The 15,746-nt window shown below is 70.9% G+C and carries 13 protein-coding genes and 1 pseudogene; 10 read left to right on the forward strand and 4 right to left on the reverse strand.

Translation table 11 applies throughout. The annotated features are described in order from the left end of the window. Window positions 1-86: 86 nt before the first annotated feature. From ACK1X7_RS42395 to ACK1X7_RS42405, 3 genes are all read left to right on the forward strand, one after another. Window positions 87-1,481, forward strand: coding sequence for an MFS transporter (locus tag ACK1X7_RS42395; RefSeq protein ID WP_385146559.1), 1,395 nt, complete (start codon window positions 87-89; stop codon window positions 1,479-1,481). Then, complete coding sequence (locus ACK1X7_RS42400; RefSeq protein WP_398159014.1) at window positions 1,478-2,770, forward strand: NAD(P)/FAD-dependent oxidoreductase; 1,293 nt, start codon at window positions 1,478-1,480, stop codon at window positions 2,768-2,770. Before ACK1X7_RS42395 ends, ACK1X7_RS42400 begins: the two co-directional genes overlap by 4 nt. 135 nt (window positions 2,771-2,905) lie before the next feature. Next, window positions 2,906-4,051 carry a glycoside hydrolase family 88/105 protein gene (locus tag ACK1X7_RS42405; RefSeq protein ID WP_390794143.1) on the forward strand — a complete coding sequence of 382 codons (1,146 nt, stop codon included), beginning with the start codon at window positions 2,906-2,908 and terminating at the stop codon, window positions 4,049-4,051. A gap of 75 nt (window positions 4,052-4,126) precedes the next feature. Here ACK1X7_RS42405 and ACK1X7_RS42410 read toward each other — a convergent pair whose 3' ends face one another. From ACK1X7_RS42410 to ACK1X7_RS42420, 3 genes and pseudogenes are all read right to left on the reverse strand, one after another. Beyond that, window positions 4,127-5,209 (reverse strand): PQQ-dependent sugar dehydrogenase, encoded by a 1,083-nt coding sequence (locus ACK1X7_RS42410; protein ID WP_390794144.1) that lies wholly within the window; start codon window positions 5,207-5,209, stop codon window positions 4,127-4,129. An 11-nt stretch (window positions 5,210-5,220) separates the two neighbouring features. Next, window positions 5,221-6,027: a hypothetical protein gene (locus ACK1X7_RS42415; RefSeq protein WP_413116520.1), complete on the reverse strand. Its 807-nt coding sequence runs from the start codon at window positions 6,025-6,027 to the stop codon at window positions 5,221-5,223. Window positions 6,028-6,137: 110 nt separating this feature from the next. Next, a pseudogene (locus tag ACK1X7_RS42420) lies at window positions 6,138-7,364 on the reverse strand (glycoside hydrolase family 27 protein); the annotation flags it as partial. A 273-nt stretch (window positions 7,365-7,637) separates the two neighbouring features. Here ACK1X7_RS42420 and ACK1X7_RS42425 point away from each other — a divergent pair. The 7 genes from ACK1X7_RS42425 to ACK1X7_RS42455 all read left to right on the forward strand — a co-directional run bounded on the left by ACK1X7_RS42425 (window position 7,638) and on the right by ACK1X7_RS42455 (window position 14,397). After that, on the forward strand, window positions 7,638-9,431 hold the full coding sequence (locus tag ACK1X7_RS42425; RefSeq protein WP_413116521.1) for a discoidin domain-containing protein: 1,794 nt from the start codon (window positions 7,638-7,640) through the stop codon (window positions 9,429-9,431). Between the two features lie 158 nt (window positions 9,432-9,589). Beyond that, window positions 9,590-9,733 (forward strand): pyrroloquinoline quinone precursor peptide PqqA, encoded by a 144-nt coding sequence (pqqA, locus tag ACK1X7_RS42430; RefSeq protein ID WP_385155166.1) that lies wholly within the window; start codon window positions 9,590-9,592, stop codon window positions 9,731-9,733. Between the two features lie 11 nt (window positions 9,734-9,744). Beyond that, window positions 9,745-10,650, forward strand: a complete 906-nt coding sequence (pqqB, locus tag ACK1X7_RS42435) for a pyrroloquinoline quinone biosynthesis protein PqqB (RefSeq protein ID WP_385155164.1) — start codon at window positions 9,745-9,747, stop codon at window positions 10,648-10,650. Further along, window positions 10,647-11,354 (forward strand): pyrroloquinoline-quinone synthase PqqC, encoded by a 708-nt coding sequence (pqqC, locus tag ACK1X7_RS42440; protein ID WP_014056908.1) that lies wholly within the window; start codon window positions 10,647-10,649, stop codon window positions 11,352-11,354. Before pqqB ends, pqqC begins: the two co-directional genes overlap by 4 nt. Then, window positions 11,351-11,725, forward strand: a complete 375-nt coding sequence (gene pqqD, locus ACK1X7_RS42445; RefSeq protein WP_413116522.1) for a pyrroloquinoline quinone biosynthesis peptide chaperone PqqD — start codon at window positions 11,351-11,353, stop codon at window positions 11,723-11,725. The genes pqqC and pqqD overlap by 4 nt, the downstream gene beginning before the upstream one ends. Then, a complete protein-coding gene (gene pqqE / locus ACK1X7_RS42450; RefSeq protein WP_390794146.1) occupies window positions 11,722-12,828 on the forward strand; it encodes a pyrroloquinoline quinone biosynthesis protein PqqE in 1,107 nt (368 codons plus the stop codon). Before pqqD ends, pqqE begins: the two co-directional genes overlap by 4 nt. A gap of 90 nt (window positions 12,829-12,918) precedes the next feature. Then, window positions 12,919-14,397, forward strand: coding sequence for an SDR family NAD(P)-dependent oxidoreductase (locus ACK1X7_RS42455; protein WP_361502581.1), 1,479 nt, complete (start codon window positions 12,919-12,921; stop codon window positions 14,395-14,397). A 60-nt stretch (window positions 14,398-14,457) separates the two neighbouring features. Here ACK1X7_RS42455 and ACK1X7_RS42460 read toward each other — a convergent pair whose 3' ends face one another. Then, entirely contained in the window at window positions 14,458-15,720 is a 1,263-nt protein-coding gene (locus ACK1X7_RS42460; protein WP_413116523.1) for a glycosyltransferase family 4 protein, read from the reverse strand. Window positions 15,721-15,746 lie beyond the last annotated feature (26 nt).

Consider the following 15,746-nt stretch of genomic DNA (forward strand, 5'->3'; position numbering starts at 1 on the left):
GTCTTCGGACATCAGCACCGGGCGCCTCGCGACCGCCCGGCCATCCGTCCTCCTCCTCCCCAGGAGCATCTCCTCAGGAGACGGCCATGAGCACAGCATCCCTGGAGAAATCCCGTCCCACCCGCACCCACTGGCTCATCACGCTCTACGCAGGCGGTGGTGAGTTCTGCGACGGCTACATCCTCAGCATCATCGGCGTCGCGCTTCCGCTCCTCACCGCCGACTACCACCTCAACTCCTTCGACTCCGGAGTGGTCGGCTCCGCCTCCCTGGTCGGCATGTTCGCCGGCGGCCTGGTCTTCGGCTATGTCACCGACCGGGTCGGGCGGCAGAAGGTCTATCTCTTCGATATCGCCGCCTTCATCCTGCTCTCCGCGGCGCAGTTCTTCGTCAGCGATCCCTGGCAGCTCACCGTGCTGCGCTTCCTCATGGGCATCGCCATCGGCGCCGACTTCGCCATCGCGGGCACCATCGCCTCCGAGTTCGCGCCCCGCAACTCCCGGGGCCCGCTGCTGGTCATCATGGTCACCATGTGGTCGGTCGGCGCCGCCGTCGCCTATGTCGTCGGCTGGGCGATGATGTCCTCCGGCCATGACAACTGGCGCTGGATGCTCGCGAGCAGCGCCATCCCCGCCGTCCTCATCCTCCTGTTGCGCTTCGGCACCCCCGAGTCGCCGCGCTGGCTGCTCAGCAAGGGCCGCAACCAGGAGGCGGAGGCCGTGCTGAAGCAGATGCTCGGCCCGGACGCGACCCTGGCCGACCTGGAGGCGGATACCGCCTCGCGCACCCGCTACACCGATATCTTCCGCGGCGCCTATCTGCGCCGGACCATTTTCGTCAGTGTCTTCTGGGCCTGCCAGTTGCTGCCGATCTACGCCATCACCACCTACGAACCCACCATCCTGTCCTCCTTCGGACTGGCCGACGGCAACGACTCCTATCTCGGCTCGGTCGTGGTGCAGATCTTCTTCGTGCTCGGCTCGCTCTCCGGGATCCTGGTCATCAACAAGGGGCGGCGCACCCTGCTCCTGTGGAGCTTCGGCCTCTCCGCGATCCCGCTGCTCTGTCTCGCGGCCCTCGCCCGCCCCGCACCGGCGGTCGTGGTGGTCCTCTTCGCGGCGTTCGGCGTGGCGGCCTTCTCCAGCCAGTGCCTCCAGGCCATCTACCCTTCCGAGCTGTTCCCGACCGGAGTGCGGGCCACCGCCAACGGCTTCGCCACCGGCATCAGCCGGGTCGGCGCCGCGATCGGCACCTGGGGAGCGCCCGTCGTCCTCGACCACAGCACCCGGCTGGCCATGCTGCTCGGCGCGGTGATCTGCGTCATCGGCTGGGGCACGTCGTATGTCCTCGCGCCGGAGACCAGCGGGCTCACCCTCGCCGACGCCAGTGCGGCGGACGCCGACTACGCCCGCGGGCGTGCGCGTACCCGCCGTGACACCTCTTCGACCACACCGTCCCCCGCCGTGAAGGAGCCTTCATGACCTCCCCGGACACCCCGCCCGCCACGGTCACGGTCGTCGGCGGCGGAGTCGTCGGCCTGGCCTGCGCCCACTACCTGAGCGCCGCCGGGCTGCGGGTCACCGTCCTCGAACGCGACCGGCTGGGCAGCGGCGCGTCCCGCGGCAACGCCGGGGAGGTCTGCCCCGACCTGGTCGAACCGCTGGCCGCGCCCGGTGTCATCGGTACGGCGCTGCGCGGGCTGCACCGCCCGGACAGCGCGCTCGCCGTCCACCCCCCGGCCGGTGCCGAACTGCTCCGCTTCCTGGTCCGGTTCGGGCTGCGGGCCACCTCGCGCCACTACATGCGCGGGGCCGCCGCCCTCGGCGCGCTCGCGAAGGGCACCTTCGGGCTCTTCGAGGAGCTGGAGGCGGCCGGTGTCGACGGCGAGGCGCACAAGGACGGCTTCCTGTTCGCCTTCCCCTCCCGTGAGTACGCCGCCGAGGCGCTGACCGCCTTCCGCCGGCTGGACGCCCCCATCGCGCCCGGCGGGGTGCTGGAGGGGACCCGGCTCGCGGAGGCGGAGCCCTCGCTCACCGAGGGCGCGCGGGCGGGGTTCGTGGTGGAGCGCCAGTGGTCGCTCGACCCCTCGCTCTTCGTGGACCGGCTCGCCGAGCAACTGCGGGGCCAGGGCGTCGAACTGGTCGAGGGCGCCCGGGTGTCGGCCGTCACCGACCGGGGCGGCCGCACCGAGGTGCGCACCTCGGCGGGGACGTACCGGAGCGACGCGGTGGTCATCGCCGCGGGCGTCTGGTCGCGCGAGCTGGTCCGCGGGCTCGGCCTGGACGTCGACCTGGTGGCGGGCAAGGGGTACAGCTTCTCCGTGGCGGCCGAGCCGCCGCCCTCCCGGCTGGTCCACCTCGGCGCGGCCAAGGTGGTGCTCACTCCGATGGGCAAGCGGGTCCGGGTCGCCGGGACGATGGAGTTCGAGCGCGACGCCGACCGGTTCCGGCAGCGGCGCATCGAGGCCATCGTGGCCGCCGCGCGCCCGTATCTGCGCCATGCCGACTGGGACGACCGCCAGGAGGAGTGGGTGGGGCCGCGGCCCATGACCCCCGACGGGCTGCCGCTGATCGGGCCGGTGCCGGGCCATCCCCGGGTGCTGCTGGCGACCGGTCACAACATGCTCGGGCTGATGCTCGCCCCCGCCACCGGCCGGCTGGTGGCCGGACTACTGACGGGTACGGCGGATTCCGCTCTTTCCTCCGCTTTTGCACCGGTACGGAGCGTTCGCCGCTATTCTTGGCGTGTACGCGCCACCCACGGCCGGTGAGCCGAAGGGGCGCACCGCTGTCGAACGGGAGAGCGCGCGCGGGCCCTTGAGGAACGCAGGGGCCGGGCGCGGTCGACCACCGGCGGCGAGGTGGGCGCCCCGGAGGCGAACCGAGCCCTGAGAAAAGGGGAACGAGTGATCAGTCGCAGAACGCTGTTCGCGAGCACACTGGGCATCACCGGCGGCCTTCTCCTCCCGACGGCGGGCGCCGGCGCGGCGCCCGCCGACTGGTCCCGGGCGGTGGTGGACTCCACCATCGCCCGCTACCCCGATCCCGCCGCGCTCGGCGGCTGGGGCTACACCCGGGGGCTGTTCCTGCTCGGCGCCCACCGCGTCTACCAGCGGGTCAAGGAGCCCTCGTACCTGGCGTACATCAAGCGCTGGGTGGACAACTTCGTCGACGCCGACGGTCATATGAGCCGGACCTTCGACAACCTCGACGCGATGCAGTCCGGCAATCTGCTGCTGATCCTCCACCAGGAGACCGGCGACCCCCGCTACCGGACCGCCGCCGACCAGATCCGGGCCCGGATCACCACCTATCCGCGCACCGCCGACGGCGGGATGTGGCACGCCACCGGCAAGACCAACGAACTGTGGGGCGACGGCGTCTTCATGGCCCAGCCCTTCCTGCTGCGCTACGGCATCGCCTACGGCGACCAGGCGTACGCGTACGAGGAGGTCACCAGGAACCTCTCGGTGTACTTCCGCCACCTCAAGGCGTCCAACGGGCTGCTCTACCACGCCTATGACGCCGACGGCGACGCCCCGTGGAAGCCCGATCCCACCACCGGCACCTCCGGCTACCACTGGGCACGGGCCATCGGCTGGACCGCGATGACCCATGTGGAGGTGCTGGAAATGCTCCCCGCCGACCACCCCCGCCGCGCCGAACTGATCGGCAACGTGCGGCACTTGGCGAAGGGCTTCGCGCGCTACCAGGACCCGGCCACCGGCCGCTGGTTCCAGGTCGTCGACAAGGCGAGCGACCCCGGCAACTGGACCGAGACCTCCGCCTCCAGCATGTACACCCTGATGCTGCACGCGGCCCTGAAGCACGGCTGGATCAGCGGTGGCAGCTACGCCTCGGCGGCGCGCAGGGGCTATCAGGGCGTGCTGCGGAAGGTGTCGGTCGGCTCCGACGGGCTGACGAACATCTCCGACATCAGCGAGGGCACCAACGTCGGAGACCTGTCCTACTACCTCAACCGGCCGCGCAATACGAACGACCTCCACGGTCTGGGCGCCTTCCTGCTCATGAACGAGCGGCTCGCACACTGACACGGACGCGGGGGCGCGACATGGACGTACGGGCGCGGTCCGCGGACCGCGCCCGTACGCTCACCCGCGGAGGCGCTACTTCAACTCGACCTGGAACACCTTGTCCGCGCCGTCCGGCTCCCCGCCGTTGTTGTCGGCGTTGGTCGTGGACAGCCACAGCGTGTTCTTGCCCGGCACGGTCTCCACGGTGCGCAGCCGCCCGTAGGAGCTGGTGTAGTACGCCTTGGGGGTGCCCGCGCTGGTCCCGTCCACCGGGATCCGCCACAGCCGCTCACCGCGCAGCGCCGCCATGTACATCGCGCCGTCGGCGTAGGTGACCCCGCTGGGCGAGGCGTCGCCGACCGGCCACTGGCGCTTGGGGTTGGTCATCCCGGAGGTGGAGCAGTTGCCCTCACAGGTCGGCCAGCCGTAGTTCTTGCCCGATTCGATGAGGTTGAGCTCGTCGTACTTGCTGTTGCCCAGCTCGGCCTCCCACAGCCTCCCCTGCGGATCCCAGGTGATGCCCTGCGGATTGCGGTGGCCGTAGGAGTAGACGAGCGTGCCGAACGGATTGCCCGGGGCGGGCTTGCCGTCCGTGGTCATCCGGAGGATCTTGCCGTTGAGGGAGTTCTTGTCCTGGGCGAGATCGGGGGTCTGGGCCTCCCCGGTGGTGGCGTACAGATAGCCGTCCGGGCCGAACTTGAGGCGTCCGCCGTTGTGGTACTTGTTCTTCTTGATGCCGGTGACGAGCGCCTTGTAGCCGCTGAGCGAGGAGCCGTCGTAGGTCATCCGGGCGATGCGGTTGCCGTCGGAGGCGGTGTGCATCACGAAGACGGCGTGGTCGCTGTTCCAGTTCGGGGAGACCGCGATGCCCATCAGCCCGCCCTCACCGCCGGTGGTCACCACATTGGGCACCGTGCCCACCTTGGTCCTGGTGCCCGACTGGGTGAGCTTGTAGACGTCGAATGAATCCCGCTCGGTGATCAGGGCCGAGCCGTCGGGCAGCCAGCTCAGCCCCCAGGGGATCGACCAGCCGGAGGAGACGGTCTTGATGTCCGAGGGGGCCGAGTCGGCCGCCGGGGTCGCGGCGCTGCCGGTGCCGGTCTGGGTGAGCAGCAGCCCCGCGGTGAGTGCGGTGGTGGCGGCCGCGGCCACCAGGGTCTTCCGATAGCTCTTCATCGCGCGCCCTCCTACTGGAGCTTGTATGCCTTGAAGTTCCGGGTGAGCAGGTACGTGGTCCGCAGGCCGGTGCTGTTCAGGCTCCGGTAGATGCCCCACTTGGGCCGCAGATAGTTCTTGCCGCGCCACAGGTCCAGGCCGGTGCGCTTGTACGAGGCGATCTTCTTGCCGTCGCTGGTCACCGACCAGTCGGCGTACGCGCCCGAGTCGGCAGCCTTGACCTCGACCGACACATCGCTCCACGTGCCCTGGAGCGGCTTCATATCGGCGGCCCCGGCCTCGGTGAGGTTGTCGTCGTCGTCCGAGGTGCGGATCTCGACCTTCGGGCCGTCGCTGTGCTGGTGCAGCGACATGGTGAACAGCGGGGCGGCCACGTCGCCCACCTTGATCTGCATGATGTGGGTGAAGCCGGTGGTCGCGCCGAGGGTGTCCGGCACATACATCTGGTACTGGATCCGCCAGGTCTCGTTCTTGAGGATCTTGACGGCGGAGCCGTTCTGCTCCATGCCCCTGACCTCTTGGCGCTGGCGGTCGGTGCTGGTGTCGACGTCCTTGGGGTAGTGGATGTCGGTGCGGAAACCGCCCTGGTAGGGGTAGATGTGGGTGACACCGGGATGGGAGTCGGCGCGGTCGTCCTCGGCGCCCTCGAAGGCGTCGGCCACGCTCGCCCCCGATGCGGGGCTCCACTTCAGGCTCCAGGACGCGGCCTGGGCCCGCGGGGACCGCTCGGAACCGTAGGCGACCGCGGCCGGGGCGATCAGCGCGGCCGTCGCCGCGAGCGCGAGGGCGGTGCGCGGTAAGAGCGGTGAACGCTCCATCAAGGATTCTCCTGTCTGATCCTTGTTCACATGGGGGGACTGTAAGGAAGGCTTCCTAACCCGTCAACAGGTCGGTCACGGTCAGCCGCGGTCAGTCGCGGTCAGCCGCGTGAGACCCGGTAGACGACCGTGCCGTGCGCGGGCACCGAGGCGCTGATCGAGCCGCTGGTGGTGGAGGTGGCCTTCGACCACAGGTCCTTCAGGCGGTACGAGGACGAGCCGCCGAGGCCGATCGCGCTCGCCGTCGTCGAGATCGTCTTGCTGGACGAGTTCTCGTTGAGCAGCGCCACCGCGCGGTCACCGTTCGCCAGTTGCTTGGTGTACACGGTCTTCCCGCCGCTGGAGGAGACGATGGTGGCCTGCTTGCCCAGAGTGTCCTGGTCGAGCGCGATGATGTCGGTGTTCTTCAGGATCGACTGGGTGGTCGCCGAGGCGTTCCGGATGTCGCTGCCGATCAGCAGCGGCGCCGCCATCATCGCCCACAGGCTGAAGTGGGTGCGGTACTCGGTGGCCGTCATCCCGCCGTTGCCGACCTCCAGCATGTCGGGGTCGTTCCAGTGGCCGGGGCCCGCGTACTGCGCCAGATCGTCGTTGATGTGCAGCTTGTCGATCATGCTGGACCACTTGTCGCTGATATCGCCGGTGGTGCGCCAGGAGTTGCCGACCGGCTCGCCCCAGGTCCACACCTTGGGGGTGGTCTGGCCCCATTCGCACAGCGAGTAGAGGATCGGGCGGCCGGTGGCGGCGAGCGCGTCGCGCATGGCCTTGTAGCGCTTCTGGGCGTCGACGCCCTGGTTGTTGCAGTTGTCGTACTTGAGGTAGTCCACGCCCCAGGAGGCGAACTGCTTGGCGTCCTGCTTCTCGTGGTCCAGCCCGCCCGGGAAGCCGTTCGCCGCGTTGCAGGTCTTGGTGCCGGCGCTGGTGTAGATCCCGAACTTCAGCCCCTTGGCGTGCACATAGTCCGCCACGGCCTTGATGCCGTTCGGGAAGCGGGTGTGGTGGGGCACCAGATTGCCGCTCGCGTCCCGGTTCGGCTCGGCCCAGCAGTCGTCGATGTTGACGTAGCTGTAGCCCACGTCCTTGAGGCCGAGCGAGACGAACGCGTCGGCGACGCCCTTGACCATGGACTCGTTGAACGAGGCGTCGCAGTGCGTGGCGTTCCAGTTGTTGAAGCCCATCGGGGGCGTACGGGCCAGGCCGTTGTCCAGCGCGACGGCCTGCGGCGCCGCGGTGGTGAGGCTCACGGTGAGGGCGCCGGCGGCGACCGTGGTGGCCGCGGTGACGGCCGCGAGGCAGGAGCGAAGACCGTGTGATCGGGTGGATCTCTGCATGATCATCTCCTTTGAGCGCGGACGGTGCATCGCGGAAGGTAGGAGGTGTGGTGCGATGAGTCAAGGAATGGTGTGGACCAAGGGGGTGGTGATGGGGGTGGCAGTCGGCGAAAAGTGGCCAACTACCAGCGGGTTCCGCTTGTTTCTTGGCTTCGCATAGGGAATGTGCAGCCGGAGAGGTCGGAGGATTTTTGGCGCACGCTTCTTGACCGGACCCCAACAGCCGGTGACGCTGCAACAGAACGGCACATGACCGTACGCCCCCGAGAAGGAGCCCTCATGGGCCGCAGATCGCGCCGGCGCCTCGGCGCCTGGCCGGCAGCCGTGCTGTCGCTCGTCGCCATCCTCGCCCTGACCGGCCCCGCCCCGGCGCGGGCCGATGTGGTCAACCCCCGCCAGCAGTGGCTGCGCGACTCCCAGGCGGGCCTCTTCCTGCACTGGGGCATGCGCACCTCGCCCGGCTACACCAGTTGCTCCGCCTGGGAGAAGGCGGTCACCGACGGCGGCTGGAAGCCCGACTACTGGGTGGCCGAGGCCAGGAAGCTGCACGCCTCCTACCTGGTGCTCGCCTCCTTCCACAGCCGTCTGGGCTACGCACGCGCCTGGCCGTCCGCCGTCCCCGGAAGCTGCTCCACCAAGCGGGACTTCCTCGGCGAGTTGATCGACGCGGCGAACACCCAGGGGCTGAAGGTCATGCTCTATATGACCGACGATCCGCAGTGGCATGCCGAGGGCGGCCATGAATGGCTCGACTCGGCGGCCTACTCGGCCTACAAGGGCCATGACGTCGACCTGACCACGCGCGACGGCTTCGGCGAGTACTCCTACGACAACTTCGTGGAAGTGATGCGGAAGTACCCGAAGTTGTCCGGGTTCTGGATCGACAACGACAACGACTACTGGATCGACCACGGGCTCTACGAGAAGATCCGTGTCGACCGTCCCGGCTGGCTGCTGAGCAACAACAACGAAGACACGCCGATCATGGACACGGTCAGCAATGAGCAGAAGACCGGGATGACCCCGGCCTACGACTACCCCCAGGCCGTCTGGACCCCGCAGCCCCGGCTCACCGAAGCCTGCTTCAAGCTGCCCAGCAGCGGGGCCTGGTGGTACAGCGGCACCGACTCGGCGGTGGACCAGGGACTCACCCTCGGCCGGCTGATCAGCAACTCCGGATCCTCCGTCAAATCGCTGATGGCCGAAACCGCCCAGGTGAATGGGCGCTTCCCCAGCAAACAGGAAGCCTTCAACGACTACGCCAAGAGCTATCTCGACAAGATCTGGGGGTCGCTGGACGGCACCGAGGGCGGTGGCTACTCCTACGGCGGACTGCAACCCGGCGCCTGGAACGACGGCGCCCACGGGGTGACCACGGTGAGCGAGGCCGACCCCGACCGCCACTTCGTCCACGTTCTCACCAGGCCCTCGGGCTCCACGCTGACCGTGCGGGACAACGGCTACAAGGCGACCGGCGTCACCGACTTCCGCACCGGCAAGAAGCTGGACTTCCGCCAGAGCGACGGCAGGATCACCATCTCCGGCATCACCGGCTGGGATCCGTACGACACCGTCCTCGCGGTCCGCACCGACGGCCGCCAGGGTGTCCTTCCGGCCAGTTCGATCACCGCGAGCGCCAGTGTCTCCGCCAGCGGCCACCCCGCCTCCGCCGTACTCGACGGCGATCCGCAGACCTACTGGGACAACAGCACCACCCTGCCCGCCTCGGTCACCTTCGATCTGCGATCCGCCAAAAGCCTGCGCTATCTGGCGGTGAACCAGCGCGAGTGGTCGGTCTCCTACGCCCGCTCCGACACCGAGCAGTCCGCCCGCATCCGCGACTACCAGGTGCAGGTCTCCGGCGACGGCCGCGACTGGGGCAGCCCGGTGACGAGCGGAACGCTGCCCAGCGCCCGCGGAGCGGCGTTCATCGACATCCCCGCCACCACCAAGCGCTATGTCCGGCTCACGGTGAACACCACCTGGGCGGCGGCCACCGACACCAAGCACTACCGCAAGCTGCTGCTCGACGAGGTGCGCATCGGAACCGCCTACCCCGGCAGCGGCTCATGACCCGGTGCCCGACGACGACGCCATCGACCATGGCGGACGACAGCACCACCCCCGACGGCGGGGCGCCGCGGGTCCTTCACCGCCGGCCAACGGCCCGACTGACGGTCCGTGCCGTCCCGTTGACCAATCCCCACCCAGATGGAAGGCAGGTCGCAGCCATGAACGACACCACATCGCACACGGCCCCCGAGGCGACGGACCGGACCCGTACGGACGCCGGGGAAACCGCCTGGCAGACGCCCGACTACGTGGTCGTGGAGACCGCGCTGGAGGTCACCGCCTACTCGCTGAACGCCCGCTGAGCTCCCCCGCCATGCGCGTGCGCGTGCTCGGCACCGCGGCGGGTGGCGGCGTACCCCAGTGGAACTGCGCGTGCCCCGGATGCTCCGGGGCACGCGCCCACCCGGGGTGGCGCCGCCGCCATGCCTCGCTCGCCGTCCAGGCCGCCGAAGGCCGCTGGTATCTGGTCAACGCCACCCCCGACCTCGGCGAACAGGTCGAGGACTGCCCCGAGTTGCACCCCGGGCCCGAACCGCGCCGGACCCCGCTGGCCGGGGTGATCCTCACCGACGCCGAACTCGACCACACCCTCGGCATCGCCCGGCTGCGCGAGGCGGACGCCATCGGGATCGTGGCCACCGCCCCGGTCCGGCACGCCCTGCTGACCGGACTCCACCTGGGCGAGGTCCTCACCCCCTACGCCCGGCTGGACTGGCGCCCCCTCGACTCCGAGGACCGCCCGCTCGCCGAGGACTCGCCGCTGACCGTCGGCGCCGTCCCCGTCTCCGCCAAACGCCCCCGCTACGCGGCCGGACTCGACGCCCCGGACGACGCCGACGACGCGTGGGTGGTCGCCCTGCGGCTGACCGACCGCACCACCGGCCGCTCCCTCCTCTACGCCCCCGCGCTCGCCGCCTGGCCCGACGCCTTCCAGCGCGCCGCCGAGAGCGCCGACCACGTCATCGTCGACGGCACGTTCTGGTCCGACGACGAGCCCCTCACCAGCGGCTTCGGCTCGCGTACCGCAACCGCCATGGGGCATCTGCCGATCGACGGACCGGACGGCACGGCGCGGCGGCTCGCCGCACTCGACGCGCGCACCCTGTACACCCACCTCAACAACACCAACCCCCTCAACGACCCGGCCGCGCCCCAGCACACGGTGCTGCGCGAGCTGGGCGTCGAGGTGGCCGCCGACGGGATGGTGATCGACCTGTGAGCACCCCACGGACACGTCTTGAGGAGCGGCTGCGCGCGGTCGCGCAGGAGCGCTACCACGACCGCCACCCCTTCAACGTACGGATGCACGCGGGCGAACTCACCCCCGCCGAACTGCGCCGCTGGATCCTCAACCGGTTCCACTACCAGCGCCATATCCCCATCAAGGACGCGCTGATCACCGCCAAACTCGACACCGCACGGCTGCGCCGGATGTGGCTGCGGCGCATTCAGGACCACGACGGCGCCGCCGACGGCGAGGGCGGCATCGAGCGATGGCTGCGGCTCGGCGAGGCCGCCGGTCTGGACCGGGACCGGCTGCTGTCCGGCGCCGAGGTGGTACCGGGGGTGCGGCTGGCGGTCGACGGCTATGTCAACTTCTGCCGGCTGCGCGGCCCGCTGGAAGCCGTCGCCGCCTCGCTCACCGAGCTGTCCGCGCCCGGCATCATGCTCACCCGTATCGACGCCTTCGAGCGGTACTACCCCTGGATCGAGCGCGCGGGCCTGGCCTACTTCCGCAACCGGGTCGACCAGGGGCGCCGGGACAGCACCGAGGCGCTCGACCTGGTCCTGACCTGGGCGCGGACCCCCGAGGACGAGGACCGCGCGGTGGCGGCGCTCGCCTTCAAATGCGATGTGCTGTGGTCGCTGCTGGACGCGGTCGAGCACGCCGACACCAAGGACGGCCCGGGGGAGGGAGCATGACCACCGCCGACACCCCGCCCGCCCCGGACGCCTCACCGGCCCCGGACGCCTCACCGGCCCCGGACGCCTCACCCGCCTTGGACACCCCGCCCGCTCCGCCCGCGCCGCCCGCCCCGGCCGGGTGGCGGCCCGCGCTGGCCCCCGCCGTGAGCCTGCGCCATGACCGGGTGCGTGACGCCGATCTGCTGGTGCTGCCCGAGCGGGTGGTGGTGCTGCGCGGCAGCGCCGCCCGGATCCTGCGGCTGTGCGACGGCGCCCGCGACCTCGACACCATCGTGGCGGAGCTCACGAGCCGCTTCCCCGGCGCGCCGGTGGCCGAGGACGTGCCCGCCTTCCTCGGCCGGATGCGTACGGAGGGCTGGGTCCGATGACCGCCGCGCCCCGCCCCTGGGCCCTGCTCGCCGAGCTCACCCACGGCTGCCCGCTGCACTGCCCCTACTGCTCCAACCCGCTGGAGCTGGTCCGCCGCTCGCGTGAGCTGTCCACCGCCGAGTGGACGGAGGTGATGCGCCAGGCCGGGGAGTTCGGCGTGGTGCACACCCATCTCTCCGGCGGCGAACCGCTGTTGCGCCGCGATCTGGCCGAGATCGTCACGGCCGCCGAGTCCGCCGGGATCTACACCCAGCTCGTCACCAGCGGCGTGGGCCTGGCCGAGGACCGGCTGGCCGCCCTGGTCGCCGCCGGGCTGCGCAGTGTCCAGCTCTCCCTTCAGCACGCCGATCCGGCCGCCTCCGACCGGATCGCCGGATACCGCTCCTTCGCCGCCAAGGAGCGGGCCGCCGCCCTGGTGCGCAAGGCCGGTCTGCCGCTGGGGATCAACGTCGTCCTGCACCGCGACAACCTCGACGCGCTCGACGCCATCATCCAGCGCGGCCTGGACTGGGGCGCCGACCGGATCGAGCTGGCCAACACCCAGTTCTACGGCTGGGCGCTGCGCAACCGCGACGCCCTGCTGCCCACCCGCGACCAGCTCGCCCGGGCGCGGGAGACGGTCGAGCGCCGACGGCAGCGGCTGGGCGGCACCGTCGACCTGGTGTGGGTGGTGCCCGACTACTTCGACGGTGTCGCCAAGCCCTGCATGGGCGGATGGGGCGCGGTCTCGCTGACCGTCGCGCCCGACGGCACCGCGCTGCCCTGCCCCGCCGCCGCGAGCCTGCCGGACCTGGACCCGCCCAATGTGCGCGACCACACCCTGGAGTGGATCTGGGACCACTCCACCGCCTTCAACCGCTACCGGGGCGAGGAGTGGATGCGGGAGCCCTGCCGCACCTGCTCCCGCCGCACCGAGGACTTCGGCGGCTGCCGCTGCCAGGCGTACGCCCTGACCGGTGACGCCGCCCGCACCGACCCGGCCTGTGCGCTCTCCCCGGACCACGGTGTGATCCGCGCGCTGACGGACACCGGGCAGCGGGCCGGAGCCCGGGCCCCGGCGCGGACCGGCGGCTATGCGTACCGCAAGCCCGGCGGAGGGTGAGACAGGGCGCGGTTTGGCGCATACGCCTCCGCTTCCGTAAAGTTTCGCCGTTGTCCAGGGGAACAGGCGAACCAGAAAGCGGCAGCGGCGATGACGGTGATTGACGAAGGCCGGGCCGAACGGGCGGCGGCCGAGGAGCCGGGCATCGACCCGGAGCGGCTGGCGACCTGTCTGAGCGTCCTCGCGGAACTCGACCGGCTGCCGGTCGACCACCCCGACGCGGTCCTGGTCCGCCGGGCCACCTCCGGGATCTACCGCAGCGTGAAGCAGCGCAGGCGCCAGGAGCGGCGGGCCGCGAAGACCGCCCATGACAAGGCCGTCACCGAGGCCACCGCCACCGGGGCCGCCGACCGGATCGACGACGAGACGCTGGGCCGCGCGCTCAGCAGCTCCGTCTCCACCGAGATCGCGGGCATCCTGGCCCGCCCCCGCTCCTGCTATGTCTGCAAGACCCGGTTTGTCGAGGTCGACGCCTTCTATCACCAGTTGTGCCGCGACTGCGCCGCCGAGAACCGGGCTCGGCGCGACGCCCGCACCGACCTCACCGGGCGCCGGGCCCTGCTCACCGGCGGCCGGGCGAAGATCGGCATGTATATCGCGCTGCGGCTGCTGCGCGACGGCGCGCACACCACCGTCACCACCCGCTTCCCGGGCGACGCCATCCGCCGCTTCAAGGCCATGCCGGACAGCGGGGAGTGGCTGCACCGGCTCAAGGTCGTCGGCATCGACCTGCGCGACCCCGCCCAGGTCATCGCGCTGGCCGACGAGGTGAGCGCCGCGGGCCCGCTGGACATACTGATCAACAACGCCGCCCAGACCGTCCGCCGCACACCCCAGGCGTACGCGGAGCTGATAGCGGGCGAGTCGGCGCCGCTCCCCGCCGGGGAACTTCCCGAGTCCCTGGTCCTCGGCGCCTTCGGCAGCGGCGCCCAGGCGGCGTTGCCTGCGCCCCGCACGCCACAGGACGGCGCCCTCACCCCGCAGGACCTCACCGCCCTCGCCCTCACCAGCGGCTCCGCCTCCCCGGCCCGGATCGAGGCCGGGACCGCGATCGACGCGGGCGGGCTGGTCCCGGACCTGGACCCGACCAACACCTGGGTGCAGCGGGTCAACGAGGTGGACCCGGTCGAGATGCTCGAGGTCCAGCTCTGCAATGAGACGGCGCCGTTCATCCTGGTGAGCCGGCTGCGCCCGGCGATGGCCGCCTCGCCCGCCCGGCGCAAATACGTGGTCAACGTCTCGGCGATGGAGGGCAAGTTCGGCCGGGGCTACAAGGGCGCGGGCCATCCGCACACCAATATGGCCAAGGCCGCGCTGAACATGCTGACCCGCACCAGCGCCCGGGAGATGTTCGAGGCCGACGCCATCTTGATGACGAGCGTCGACACCGGATGGATCACCGACGAGCGCCCGCACCCGGACAAGATGCGGCTGGCGGCCGAGGGCTTTCACGCCCCCCTCGACTTGGTGGACGGCGCGGCCCGGGTCTACGACCCGATCGTCCGGGGCGAGAGCGGCGAGGACCTCTTCGGCTGCTTCCTGAAGGACTACGCCCCGACGTCCTGGTAGCGCCGGGGCGCCGCGCACCCCGGCCGTAGCGGTTACGCCCGTGCCTCGCCCGCCATGGCATCAGGCGCTCGCCTTCCCGCCCGCCGCCGGGGTCCGGCGGACGGGGGAGATGCCGAAGCGGCGGGCCAGGCGCCGCAGGCGGGCGCGGGCGGCGGCCCGGCCGCGCTCCCAGAAGCGGGCGGACCGGCTCGCCCGCAGCTCCTCGAAGAGCTGCTCGTAGCGCTGGGCGAGCGGCGCGGGATCGTAGGCCCGGGAGCTCTCCAGGGCGGCCGCGGCCATCGCCCGCCGGGCCGGGGCGTCGGCCATCAGCTCCATCAGGGCGCTCGCCAGCGCCTGCTTGTCCCCGGTGGGGACGAGCCGCCCGGTGACCCCGTCCTCGATGATCTCGGCGGGGCCGAGCGGGCAGTCGGTGCTCACCACCGGCACCCCGCAGCGCATGGCCTCCACGATCGTCATCCCGAACGACTCGGCTTCCGAGGCCACCGCGACCAGCGACGCCTTCGCGAACTCGGCCTCGATGGGGGAGTAGGACCCCATCAGCTCCGCGCTCCCGGACAGGCCCAGCCGCTCGATCTGCTCCGCCAGCCGCTCCTTCTCGGCGCCCCCGCCGTAGATCCGCAGCCGCCAGGCCGGGAACTTCGCCGTGACCTCCGCGAAGGCGTCGATCAGCAGGTCGAAGCGCTTGCCGCGGACCAGCCGCCCGGCCGCCGCGATCACCGGTGTGGTGCCCTCGGAGGGGGCGACGGCCGGTTCGGGGACGCTGTTGGGTATCGCCAGCGTCCGCACCCCCGGCATCGGCATCTTCCCGCGGTAGACCGCGGCGTCCGCCTCCGTCGTGGTGACGATGGCGTCCAGCAGCCGGTAGTGCGGGGCCAGCTCCCGCCGCAGCTTCTTGCTGTGCGCGTCGTACCGCAGATGCTCCTGGGCGATGCGCAGCGCACGACGGGGGGCGAAGCGGGATACATAGACGTTCACCCCCGGCCGAGTGCCGATGATCACATCGGCGGGGCAGCCGCGCAGATACTCCGCGACCCGCGCGTCGATCAGGCGGTTGTACTGGTGGTGCCGCTTCTCGGCGGCCGGAAAGTCCCGGCTGGCCTCGAAGAACAGCGGATCCTTCGCGTCCGCGCCCTCCGGACGCAAGTCCACCAGGGGGACCAGCCGCACCCGGGGGTCGAGGGCGAAACGCGGCGTCTCGCGATGCCGCATCATCGAGACGATCTCCACCTCGTGGCGGTCGGCGAGCGCCGTCGCGAGATTCATCGTCGTCCGGATCGTTCCGCCGATCCCGTAGGCGTTGTGCAGCAGGAATGCGATCTTCATGCGGTATTTTCTCCGGCCGGTTGCAT

It is taken from the genome of Streptomyces sp. CY-1, assembly GCF_047218265.1.
Classification (GTDB): Bacteria; Actinomycetota; Actinomycetes; order Streptomycetales; family Streptomycetaceae; genus Streptomyces; species Streptomyces niphimycinicus.